Annotated in this window: 11 protein-coding genes; all 11 read right to left on the bottom strand. The window is 38.0% G+C overall.

Annotation, left to right across the window (positions count from 1 at the left end; all coding sequences use genetic code 11):
- Window positions 1-94: 94 nt before the first annotated feature.
- A complete protein-coding gene (locus tag K6I41_RS08910) occupies window positions 95-1,642 on the bottom strand; it encodes a DHA2 family efflux MFS transporter permease subunit (protein WP_205668864.1) in 1,548 nt (515 codons plus the stop codon).
- 24 nt (window positions 1,643-1,666) lie between these two features.
- The gene (locus K6I41_RS08905; RefSeq protein WP_250375680.1) at window positions 1,667-2,728 is read right to left on the bottom strand and encodes an HlyD family secretion protein; all 1,062 of its coding nucleotides are present in this window, start codon (window positions 2,726-2,728) and stop codon (window positions 1,667-1,669) included.
- Between the two features lie 698 nt (window positions 2,729-3,426).
- On the bottom strand, window positions 3,427-4,887 hold the full coding sequence (iaaH, locus tag K6I41_RS08900; RefSeq protein ID WP_250375679.1) for an indoleacetamide hydrolase: 1,461 nt from the start codon (window positions 4,885-4,887) through the stop codon (window positions 3,427-3,429).
- 92 nt (window positions 4,888-4,979) lie between these two features.
- The gene (locus tag K6I41_RS08895; protein ID WP_250375678.1) at window positions 4,980-5,699 is read right to left on the bottom strand and encodes a response regulator transcription factor; all 720 of its coding nucleotides are present in this window, start codon (window positions 5,697-5,699) and stop codon (window positions 4,980-4,982) included.
- A gap of 216 nt (window positions 5,700-5,915) precedes the next feature.
- Complete coding sequence (locus K6I41_RS08890; RefSeq protein WP_035331565.1) at window positions 5,916-6,344, bottom strand: hypothetical protein; 429 nt, start codon at window positions 6,342-6,344, stop codon at window positions 5,916-5,918.
- 174 nt (window positions 6,345-6,518) lie between these two features.
- The gene (locus K6I41_RS08885) at window positions 6,519-7,070 is read right to left on the bottom strand and encodes a hypothetical protein (protein WP_250375677.1); all 552 of its coding nucleotides are present in this window, start codon (window positions 7,068-7,070) and stop codon (window positions 6,519-6,521) included.
- A gap of 177 nt (window positions 7,071-7,247) precedes the next feature.
- On the bottom strand, window positions 7,248-7,421 hold the full coding sequence (locus K6I41_RS08880; protein ID WP_502800633.1) for a hypothetical protein: 174 nt from the start codon (window positions 7,419-7,421) through the stop codon (window positions 7,248-7,250).
- 310 nt (window positions 7,422-7,731) lie between these two features.
- Window positions 7,732-9,126 carry a methylenetetrahydrofolate reductase C-terminal domain-containing protein gene (locus K6I41_RS08875; protein ID WP_250375676.1) on the bottom strand — a complete coding sequence of 465 codons (1,395 nt, stop codon included), beginning with the start codon at window positions 9,124-9,126 and terminating at the stop codon, window positions 7,732-7,734.
- 72 nt (window positions 9,127-9,198) lie between these two features.
- Entirely contained in the window at window positions 9,199-9,966 is a 768-nt protein-coding gene (gene ntrR, locus K6I41_RS08870) for an ADPR responsive transcriptional repressor NtrR (RefSeq protein WP_250375675.1), read from the bottom strand.
- 60 nt (window positions 9,967-10,026) lie between these two features.
- A complete protein-coding gene (locus tag K6I41_RS08865) occupies window positions 10,027-11,520 on the bottom strand; it encodes a nicotinate phosphoribosyltransferase (protein WP_250375674.1) in 1,494 nt (497 codons plus the stop codon).
- A gap of 11 nt (window positions 11,521-11,531) precedes the next feature.
- Complete coding sequence (locus tag K6I41_RS08860; RefSeq protein ID WP_250375673.1) at window positions 11,532-12,416, bottom strand: phosphoribosyltransferase family protein; 885 nt, start codon at window positions 12,414-12,416, stop codon at window positions 11,532-11,534.
- Window positions 12,417-12,562 lie beyond the last annotated feature (146 nt).

The raw sequence follows: 12,562 nt of genomic DNA, 5'->3' as shown, positions 1-12,562 counted from the left end.
AACTCATCTCAATGTTCTTTTTCTATGAAGGGATACGTTTTGATATGCCCTATTGTTTTTCATTCTTTGAAAGCTACTCTTTATTTCTAAATCGCTACATGTTCATTTTCTTCCCCCGATCCATAAAGATGGTTAAAAAGGCGGTCACAAACATGATGATTGCGAGCATGCGTAATAAATCATTAAAACTAGATGTAAGTGCTTGAAAATGAATGTCACGATAGATCACGCTGAGCGCTATTTGCTGTGCATTTGAGCCGACTTCTTGATATTGCGCCGTGAGTTGGTCAAGTCGTTCTGTAAAAATCCAGTTTTGCGGTGTCATCGACTGATTAATCTGGGTAACATGAAGCGCAGTCAGCCAATCTAAAGATGAGTTAATGAGAGCTAGCCCAACCGCTCCGCCAATATTACGCATCAGGTTATAAATACCGCTGGCATCGGCAACTTTACTGAGTGGCAAAGTGCTCATGGCTAAATGCGAAACCACAATCAGACAGATCATGAGGCCAATACCACGGTAAATTTGCGGCCAGAACATAAAGTCGTAATCACTATGAATGCTCAAATGTGAATTGAGCCATACACCAAAGCCCGCCAAAATCATTCCGACAAATACGGTTTTTCGGGTATCAAAATTGGGAATAAGCCACGCAAGAAATGGCGCAAAGCAGAACATCACAATGCCTGTCACCATCATGACGTGACCAATTTGGCTACTGTTCATTTCACGGACTTGCCCAAGAAAGACGGGAATCATGTAACCCAAGCCATAGAGCGCCATGCCAATCACAAAAGTTGTGATGGCACTTAAGGTAAAGTTTTTATTTTTAAATACGGATAAATCGAGCAAAGGTTTAGGCTGAGTAAAACTTCTAGAGAAGAAAATCATGCCGCCCACAACGCAGATCATAAAGGCAACTCGAACCCCTGTGTCTGCAAGCCAGTCATGTCTTGCGCCTTCATCAAGGAAATATTCAAGCCCACCCAAAAACATCGCCATACCAACGAGGCTAAACCAATCCATGCTTTTAATGAGTGAATAGTTTGCACGGTCAATATTTGGACCCGAGTAGATGACCGTAGCAATGATAATGCCCGGAATAATATTGATCAGGAACATCCAGTGCCATGAGAAGTTATTGGTTAACCAGCCGCCAATGGTTGGGCCAATCGCTGGGCCCAAAGTACTGATCATTCCAAACATGACTAACGGCAATGAGCGTTTTGCTTCAGGGAAAAGTAGATACAACGCGGTCATGGAGGTCGGAATCATGCCGCCGCCCATAAAACCTTGAATGCCACGAAAAACTAATAAACTTTCTAAGTTCCATGCCAAGGCACAAAGTAACGAACTGACCGTAAAACCAATTGCACAGATGGTGTAATACACCCGTGTTGAAAGCACCCGCGACACAATACTCGACATTGGAATTGCAATAATCTCGGCAATTAAATAAACCGTTTGCACCCAAGTGACTTCGTAACGACTTGCACTCATTCCAGCTTGAACTTCGTTTAAAGAACTCGCCACAATCTGAATATCAAGAATCGCCATAAAGTTGCCAAAAATCATGGCCGCAAAAATTGCCCATGCCGTCTTTGCGGGAAACATCCACTCGGCGTCAACGTGCTTATTCATGTCTTATTACCTAAAATTTTATTATTAAGTTCTTAGGTCAACGGTGGCACTGACCGACATACCAGGTTTTATCAAATCGATATGCGGGCTTGAATCTATGGCAATACGCACAGGAATACGCTGAACAACTTTGTTAAAGTTTCCTGTGGCATTATCTGGTGGCATGAGTGAAAAAGTTGCGCCTGAAGCTGGTGAAAAACTTTCAATTTTTCCGCTATAGGTCAGGCTTGGATAGGCATCAAGTTTGAGTTCAACTTTCTGACCAATATGCATTTTCTCAATTTGGGTTTCTTTGAAATTCGCTTGTACATACAAACTGTTTTCAGGAATGATCGCCATTAAGCGCGTTTGCGGAGAAACACGTGAGCCTTTTTGAATTGCAAGACTACCGATTTTACCGTTTACAGGACTGACCACTTTTGAGGAAGCCAGATCGACCTGATATAGGTTTAAGTTTGCATTGGCACTTTGAATATCTGCTAAAAGCTGCGCTCGACTGGCTTGTAAACTGCCTAACTGAGCTTCTGCCGCATTTACGGCGGCTTGCGCTTTGCTGAGCTGCGCCTGAGCAGTTAAATATTGAGATTGAACCCCTTCAAAGTTTTGTCGGGTAATCACCCCATCTTTTAATAAATCTTGATAACGCTCAAAATCTTTTCTTAAACGAGTTAATTCTGCTTGCGCTGCCACTACACCACTCTTTGCTTCAGTAATGGAAGATTTAGCAGACTTTTCATTTTGCTGTTGTACACCAAGCGCCGCTTCTTTTAAGCTGACGACAGAACTCGCCTGATCATAACGAGCTTGGTAATCGCGGTGGTCTAATACCGCCAAAGTTTCCCCTTTCTTTACAAACTGATTATCGTTAATTAATAACTCAATCACTTCGCCTGAAATCTTTGGCATGACCCAAGTAACATCTGCCTGAACATAAGCATTATCAGTAGATTGATAAAATCGGTATACAAAAAAATAATATATAATGCCTGCGATTAAAAATAACAGCAGGACACTAAAAACACCCCAAGTTATTTTCTTTCGACTTTGGAAATTAGTGTCAGTTTCTAGCTGAGCTACGTTATCCATATTCATTCCGTTTATTTGTAATATTCGATTTTTTATTTACACCAATAAATTATTAGCGTCTTTTTTACGTAACTTTTCACTTGGTTTATTCAATGAATCGTGACAGCGTAAAATTTGGTGCAAATTATGGTTCTTAAATCGATTAAATATCATTGACCCTTTTGACATATATTTTTTCCATTTAAGCCAATACGCTGCATGCTATAAAAAAAATATTTAAAAATTATATAATTTTATATTTTCTAAAAAATTTAATTATAAAAACTTTCTTTAAAAATTAATTTAAATAAATAAAATCAACAGCTTAAAAAAATAATTATTTATATAAAAATGATTAATTGGTAGAAAAATTTATTGTATTAATATTAAAAATTAGCGCTTACTTTGTATAACTTATGTTGATTTAATTGGAGCAATATGTAATTTAAAGAAATTCTTCGAGAATTTTTATAATATTTATAGAAGCATAAAAGATAAATATGCAGATTTATCAACAATAGTAAAGCGCAGCTTATTAAATATGTATTTTCAATATATTTATAATTAACTACATCAAGTTAAATACCATAAAAATTTTCAGACCAAATCCAACTTATTTTTAAGAAGCCGAGCATTATTCAAAAACAAAATTAATCTAAAAAAAGAGTTACTTTTAACTCTTTTTTATTTAAAAAATAGAGAATTATCGGTTTATTTTTTTACTTATTTAAAACCTTAAATATTTCTTCTAAAGTCATACCAATCGCAAGTATTTCACTATCGTGATGAGGTAAACCATCAATTTCTAATCCAACTGGTAGTTTCGATTTCGCTCCCTTTCCAATCGGCAAACTCAGCCCTGGTAATCCAATATTACTGCCGGGGTCCGTATTTCGAATGAGTGTCTGGAAATTTTCAATTGAATTGGATTGTTCATTTGCTAGCGGTGCAACAATCGGTGATGTCGGAAGTAATAAAGCATGTAAGTTATGCGCTTTAAATGTGTTTTGGTAAAGTTCAAGCAATTGAGGCCGAGCTTCACTGATGGCCTTTTCATAGAAAGGTAAAACAGGAACAAGTTGCCCAGTCTGATCTTGAATTAATTGCGGAAGGATATTCTGTTTAAAAATTGCCTGAACATCTGGGCTTGAGATCTGATCAACTACAGTTTCAATGGTCAAATTTACATGATGATCTTTCAAATATTGAATAAGGTCATATTTGCCTTCATAGACGACTACTGGAAATGAAATAGCATGATTGAGCTGTTCTAAATTCGGCATATCGACATTAATAATTTCGACTCCTGCCTCTTTTAAAAGCTCAAGCGCAATATGAGCCTGCTCACGAACATCTTCATCTAAATCATTCCAAAAATATGGGGTAATACCGAGCCTAATTTGATGAGGCTGCAATAGTTCTTTCTTTGGCTCTTGGGTAATGAGCTGATCAATTAAAATAATGTCAGATACTGTGTGTGCAATAGGACCAGCCGTATCCCGCGTATGTGAAATTGGTGTAATACTCTCTTGTGAATATCGTCCTACCGTGGGACGAAAGCCGACGCAACCATTTAACGCACTTGGTAAACGAATCGAAGCACCAGTGTCTGTACCAATCGAAATTGGAACCATTCCTGCGGCAACAGCCGCAGCACTACCAGAAGAAGACCCACCAGCAATGTGTAATGGGTTTACGGCATTTCGTGTACCGACAACGCCTTCAATGTGCATAGCAGTATTATAACCTGTTACCCCAAAGGCCAATTCGTGCATATTAGTTTTACCAACAATGATCGCGCCGTGATCAATAAGTTTTTGAATAATCAGTGCGGAACTTTGAGGTTTAAAATCAGCTAAAGCTGGTGTGCCTGCACTATTTGGGAAACCTGCAACATGAATATTATCTTTAACCGCAATTAAAATGCCCATCAAAGCTGGATATGGTTTTCCACTAAGTAGATATTTATCCCAATATTGAGCTTGTTGAATTGCTGAAGCTTTATCTGTGCTAATAAAAACATTTAAAGACTGTTGTTTTTCAATAGTGTCGAAGTAATGATGCACGAGTTCTTCACAAGATATTTTTCTTTCATGAATCAGTTTAGTGATGACATCTACTGAAGCATTTGCTAAATCCTGTAATTCAATCCAATTATTTTTTTCAACTGCATTTGACATGATGACTTAAAATCCATTTAAGTTGTGATCTTAAGAACTTAGTACAAATTGCTCATTCATTCGCATCCTCAAAATTGAGGATTGTTTTTGTTTTAATGTTGAATGAGTAAAGTCATTTCAGTGCGATTATTACAGCCTATTTTTCTCATAGAGTTGTTCAGATGGGTTCTTAATGTGGTAAAGCTAATATCAAGTAAATTTGCCACCTCTTTATCACTTAAGCCTTTAGAGACTAAATGAACCACTTCTTGTTCACGTGGAGTCAGACCATATTGTGTTGACAAATCTAGTGGTAAGGCTTGGGTAAAATAAGGTTCAAGCAGATTTAAGATTCTTTTTTCACGTTCACCAAACATGTCGGCGTCTTTTGCACGCCAAATACGTAAATCGCCAATATCTATACCATTTCGGACAAAATAAATATTTATGCCGTGATACAAACCATAGGTTTTTAAAAACTCATTGTAATAGCCTGTTTTTTTCAGGTCTGCGAGAGGCATAACTTCGTTTACAAATGTTGGTTTCTGGAGTTTATGAAGCTGTGCAGTAATGGGGTCATCAAATTGCCAAATACTCTCATAGTCCTCCATCGCTTTTGGGTCGATTTTCCATATCACACCTTCTCTCGATAAATTATGTGTTGAATCCCAAATATAAGACGCGGCAAAATCAGCCCGCAACAAGATGGCAATATCTGCAATGATATTTTCACGTAAATTGTATTGCCCTTTCCCTGAACCAAGTTTCCATAATATTTCAGAAAACAATGTAAACTCAGAGGGGCTGAAATCCCTTTCTAACAGTGCGGTCATCATCTACCTATTTAACGAAATCCATCGAACTTTAAGAAGATCGGTTAAGTGCTTCCTTTGAACTTAATACTCATCCCATCCTTTTCTATAACATATCTATTTCTATAACATATCTATTTTTTGATTTGGTAGGCAATAGCTATATTTTGTTCGTAAAAATATTAATTTTCTTGTTTTACTATGCCACTTTTAACTATTGAAATTTATCTTCTGAAATTACTTATCTAATAGGTACCAAAGGCTTCGATCAACTTTTCTCTCTTTTCTTTTTTGCTCCATTAGCTGTTCATATTCTTTTTCTGAAATTACTTTTCTATTAGGTGTAGATTCAATGTATGGTGAATAACCTCTATAATTAGCAAACTTATTTTCTCTGTAATATTGTGATTTATCATAATCAGTCATATTTGACGTTTGGAATAGAACATCTTTATCTCGCTCAGCCCTTCTAAAAAGTTGATTTGTACGATCTATTTTTTGTTGCATTGCTGACTCAAAAAAAACAACACTCTCACCACTTTTAGTATTTTGAGCCTCTTCATCTTTAGCAATTAAAATAGAAGGTTTTTTTTCGAAAAAATCATCAGCACTGTACACTGGACTAATAATTAATAAACTTATAAAAGATAATAATATTCTATTCATAAAATTAATGCGCTCATTACAAAATAGTGGAAAAGGCTTATCCATTTTTATAACCTTTGATATTTTCATGAATTATATCAAATAGACCTAGTTTTTAAATGCAAATAACCTGTATATAAAATAAAAAAACGATAATAATCGTTATTTAGCAGGGCTTTCCAAAGTTTGCTCTATCTATCTTGGAAGGTATCTTTTAGAACCCGTGCTATTAAGGCAATAATGTCCACCTCTAGGCCCAACACAATATGTACCCGAAGTACAATAACAAGAATTATTAGTAGTTTGATTATAGGTTCTTGAAGTATGAGTAGTAGAGGTACTTCTAGTTTTAGTATTGCTATACCTTTTAGACTCACGTTGTTGAATTGAGTAAATAGATTCCCTATTATTAAAACTACTTTTAGCGTTTCTATAAACAATTGGAGGAGTATAACAACCAGAAAAACTACATAAATACTTAGTATCAATCCACTGTTGTCTATTAGAATTTGGATTTATTAATGCCCATTCGTCTTGATATCTGAACACATAAACTTCGCTCCCCCCTTTCAACTTAAAGACTTCATTACCATTAGGTATATCTTTAACTGAAGCAGAATCTACACTAATCCAATTTTTAACTGGATTAAACCGTTCAACTTTTTGCTGTGAATAGTCGATGTTTGGTAATGCCATACATCCTGTTAAACCTAAAGCAATAACTAATCCTATTAAATAATTTTTCATTTTATTAACTTCTAAGGAGGAATATTTTTCTAATGAAGTAAACAATAAGCTAACTTATAAATACAATATATACTTTTAGCTAATTCATATAAATAAACAAGGAATTAAAAAAACCTGTTTCTAAAAACTGCCCCCGCAATAAGCCTTTGAACCCAACTTGCTTAGATACTGTTCCCGTTATTTGACCTGAGCTGGATCGCTAAGTTTTACAGCTATACTTGCTGCGAGTTGATCGTAACTTTCCGCCTCGGCTGCAAACTCAGGATGTTGTGAGAGTTTTTGTGCGAAGATATGAATCTGTTTGTCACTCAAATGGCACAGTGCGCTTTTTAAAAAATGAAACCCACTCATTGAGTGGGCTTTTTTATTACTAACCGTTTTGCCTGAGGTGGTCTTGGAACTCTTGGTCGTGTATTTTGTCGTAATTAACCGGGTCGTAAACGCATCCAGTTAAAACAACAAGTACAGCAAGTACAGCAACCAACTTTTTCATTGAGACAGCTTTCCTTTTAACGCAAAAGATTTGCTTTAAGTATACTCCTCGGTAATCATCTTGATTGAACATAATTAAGCCAAACAATTGTTATTTTTAAATTATTGCCGTGCTTTAGCATGTGAATTAGTTTTTTAACAAAATCAAATCAAGGAAGTTATACAAAACTTAAGCCTCAGTCACTAAATACCAATTTTTCCAAGAACTGGTTCCCCTAGTTTCAATAGGCACAGTTGGAATCAGTTTTTCTTTTAATATTTCAGTTTGTTCAACAGCTTTAGCAAGTCTTGCTTTGACTGAATGAATGCATTCACGGTCACCAAATTCACAGCGGTCTAAAGTTGTACCGCCACAAGGCCCGTTGGCTAAACCTTTTGGACACGTTTCAGGGCAAATATATAAAGTATCGCTTAGGCGACACTGACCACAGCTTTCACAACCGACTAGGCTATGTTTACTCAGCACTTCTGTTTTAATTAATACTTTAGCTACTAAAGAGTTTTCCCAAAAGGACGCTTTAAAAATAAACCGTCCAACGCCTTTAGCAATTTTTGATCCAAACATTGCTTCATGCATAACATGCAATTGGCGATATTTAATTAATTGTTTAGACGTTGGCTGACGTGAAAACCGAGAAATTTCAGGTGAAAACTCTTTGCCTGTCGTGACTTGCCAAAGTGAATTCCAAAGCTCTTCTAAAGCTTTAAGTTCCAAATGTCTGTATTGCTCAATGTAGCTTTCAAGCAGCATTTGCTCTTCTGGCTTATGGCAGGCAGATAAGTGAATTCCTGCAAACCCTAAATGTTTACATATCAAAATCTGTAAAGCACAGCGCAAATAAACTCGGTCTGTATGCCCTGCCTGTTTTTCATCTGCCAAAACTTTTAACATGTGTGGGGTAATTACAATACCCGCGACTTTATGCTTCACCATAAAATTGGCTCGGCCCAAAGTCAGTGGCATTACACAAGCCAGTATTTGCTGCGAATAAGCATGCTTCATTAAAAATGATTTGGCTTGTTTTAAGGCTTCAATGTCATAGCCCAATTGGGTAATGATAAAGTCAGCACCTGCTTTAATCTTCTTATGTAGTTTTAAATACTGTGCATCACGCTCAGCTTCAACATATTTAAATGGGTTAAAAGCAACCCCAATACGAAACCCGCCATGCTGCTTGGCAGCCATTACGGCATTTACCGACTCTAAGTAGCGACTACGAGGCTGCCCATCTCGACCATTATGGTGTTCTTTGAGTTTATCGCCTGTAAGCAATAACAAGTTGTGAATATTGGCTGCTTGAGCTTGTTCTAAAAAGCGCTCAAAGTCTTGTATGTCTCGGGCCTTACCTGAAAAGTGTAAAACTTTATCGATTGAGTCAGGGTAACTTTTGCTGGCTTCAAGCGGCGCGATATCATGATCTGAATGTACGCGATCTGCCAATGTCATTGCAGCCGGATATCCTGCAAACTCATGTTTCACAGGATAAATATCATGCAGTGAAGTGAGATATTCCACCAACACAAAAAACTGGTTTTGCTGGAAGCAGGGAGAAACGTGTGACATAGGCAAAGTGCTGATCAAAACATGACATCAATCATAAGCGCGGCATTATAAATCAAAGTGCATCAAGATGCGCTAGTCAGAAAGCTCATTGTTTTGCTTATCTTCACCCTCTTTATTTCTGGGTAATTCGAGTGAGCGAGGAAATATAAAATCGAAAGAATCGAGTGCATAGCGATAAAGCTGAGCTGGTCGTTTGCCCACAATTTTACTGTGGTTGGTTTCTTCAACTGCACCCGCTTCTATCATACGGCGTCTAAATGCTTTTTTATCTAAGGATTGTCCAAGAATAATTTCATAAATAGTCTGTAGCTCGGTCAGTGTAAATAACTCGGGCATGAGACTAGCTGGCAAAGCGGTATAGCGAGTTTTACTGGTTAAACGCTCTAAAGCTAAACTGAGCAATTCATTATGATCAAACGCCAATGCTAAATCTTTTGCTTTTGCTACAGGCACCCATTCGCTGTACTCAGCCAAAGCTTGGTGTTGATAGGCATTAAAATCGATTAATGCAAAATACAAAATGGTTACTGCCCAGCCACGCGGGTCACGTTTAGCATTACCGACAGAAGCAACTTGTTCCAAGTAAGGTGAAGCAATTCCTGTTTTTTCGACCAGCTTACGATAAGCCGTAGCCATCAAGTCTTGATCATGCTTTAAATCGGCAAAACCACCCGGTAAAGCCCATTGGCCTTTGGCTGGAAAGTTGGGGCGCTTAATGAGTAGTACCTGCAACTGACCATTAAAAACCGAGAAAATAGCCATATCGACCGTGAGTAAAGGTGCGTCATAATCTCGGCGATCATAACTGGCAAGGAATTCTTGTTCAGTTTGAATAGTCACGTTCAGCCTCTTAATAAAAACGATGAGCCGATACTCATGCAACGGCTCATCTAAACTCAGTTATGCGATGGATAAACGCTCACGAATTTGATCCAAAGTATATTCATATTGAAGTTTACCATTTTCAAAGACGGTTTTTAGTGCTCCGCCTTGTTCTTGTTCGGCTGTTTGCTCATCAAACAAGGTAAAACCATTTTCACTTTCTTCAATGCGTAACAGACCTTTCGCAGATTTTTTCACACCTGAGTCAGTAATTGGGTCTTTAAACAACTCACGGCCTACACCGTTCACCTGCCCCCAAGTTGCTTTCACAGCAAACCCAAAGGTATCGCGAGTTAAGTAGTTATAGGTAAAACTGCCAATCCCAAACACCAAATTGTTTGAAGCAAAACCTTTGGCTTCTAGCCCTTCTAAAATACGCTGTGCACGGTCTAGAGTAATCGAGTCACCATAAATTAAACCAACACGTTCATTGAGTACTTTATAGCCTTGGTCAGTCGTTGTACCGCCAAACACTTCCCATAAACATTCTACCGCGCCTTTATATGCTGGGCTTCCAGCTCCTGCATCTGGGTCGCCGCAAATAATTTTAACAGGGTCGCCGGAGTCTGGACGGAAAACCAATTTGGCCAAACCTAAAGCATTGGGTTGTCTTGCCAAAATTTCAGGTTTTAAAGCCACTGTAAACTCGGTAATCACTCGCCAAAAGTCCCAAGTGTCAGATACAACACTAACCACACCAGACGGATAAAGCTCACAGATTAAACGCTTAAAGGTTTCTAGCTCACTGTTTTCTGTACCCATACACATCACACTGTGTTCGGTTGCTGGCACAGAAACCCCAATCACACCTGTGGCATTGTAATATTCTTCTGCGTAGTCGATTGAAGCGACCGAGTCTGTTCCAATAAAACTAGTTAAGTGACCCACACCTGATTGTGCAGCATCATAAATTCCACTCATGCCACGGCTACTAAAATCGTGTCCTTGCACAGGCACAAAATCAAGTGGTACACCAGTTTTTACGGCATATTGAGTTAATAAGCGTTTGTACTCATAGGCAATTGTGGCCGTAGTACAACTTTTCCAAAGCTCAGCACTTAAAACCGTTTCAATATAGTTAGTTAACCAAAAGAAACGCGGGTCGGTATTAATTACGGTAAGCACGGGTACACGCATATTAACGCGGCTACCTTCTGGCAATGCTTTAATGCGTAATGGTAAATAGCCCAAATCGTGTAACGCTTCAATGTGATCAACAGGTACAGCACCTTCACCTAATGAACTATCCATACGGCGTTTATAAGCAGCCACCACTTTATCTTTAGCTTGCTTGAAAAAGCCTTCATTCCACGTATCGATTAAAAAGTGTTTAATAAAACCTTGAAGCCCAAAGAACACAACTTTATCGTCAAAGTCAGGTAACATTTTAGCAAGTCGAGATGAACGCGGCGTAAAGTTCGCGTACACGTACTCTGTGCCTGCTGGATACTGACGTCTGTGATCAGCTTTATAAAAATCGATAGCGTTTAATGGATTCAATTTAATAGTCATCTTTATTCTCTTTATTTTGCTGCAAAAGCAATTACTGAAATTTTGTCTGATGGTTGTTGTGGAAAGCTGTCCGAGGTAAACAGTTGGTCAAGCAACCCATCAAAAACCTCTATTCCTTTACTGAAAATACCGTGGGTCACATATAGAACGACCTTATGGCAATTGAGGCGACGGAGTTCTTTGGCAATACCAATAAAGGTTGCACCGCCGTCGCAAATGTCATCGGTAATGACCGCTGTGAGGCCTGATAAATCAGTTGCATGTACATGTGTACCTAAAATTTTGCCAGTCACTGGGTCACGTTTTTTATCACACTGAACAATAGTGATGGATTGTTTACGCTCAAGATTAAAAGCATCTGCAACCATTTGTGTGCGTGCTTTTGCGCCTTTGTCTGGGCAAACCAGCACTGTTTTTTCATCTTTTAATAATGTGCTCAGCGCTTCACTCTTTGCGATGATGTCGACTGAACTAACATTTACAACTTCGTTAAAAGAAGTATTTGCAGCGAGTAATGCTGTGGTTACTTCACTATGGCAGTCCCAAACAGTGATTTTGCCTTGTTTGCCCGCTTTTTTGTCGGCATTGATGTTGAGTAGCTTTGTCATCACATCAAGCGAGAACGCTTGGCCTGCTGCACAAATACGATCCTGTCGTGCGTATGGAAAATACGGAATTTCTAAGTCAACGGTTAAACCCTGATTCAGCAATATATTTTCAAGTAACAAATAGTCCATCACATCGTGACTTAAGGTCATTTTGGCACGGACCAATACGTAGCCAGATAGTGAACTTAACGTTGTCTCATCAATTTGAACATGACGCTCGCCACCAGAAAACTGCGTGAATTTCACTGGAATTTCATTTCTTGCCGCATCTAAAAGCTGGATAGCCATATCATCCTCTTTTTGTCTGATGACCTTCGATAAATATATAGTGGCATAAAGCCACCATATATTTCAAGTCTATTTTTCAAACTTTTTTCAAAGCCATTTAAGACATAAAAATTTGGGGTTTTAGAGCATTTAGAGATTCAATTTTT

The organism is Acinetobacter sp. AS23 (assembly GCF_023612055.1).
GTDB lineage: Bacteria > Pseudomonadota > Gammaproteobacteria > Pseudomonadales > Moraxellaceae > Acinetobacter > Acinetobacter oleivorans.
This window is presented reverse-complemented; position numbering and strand designations above follow the sequence as displayed.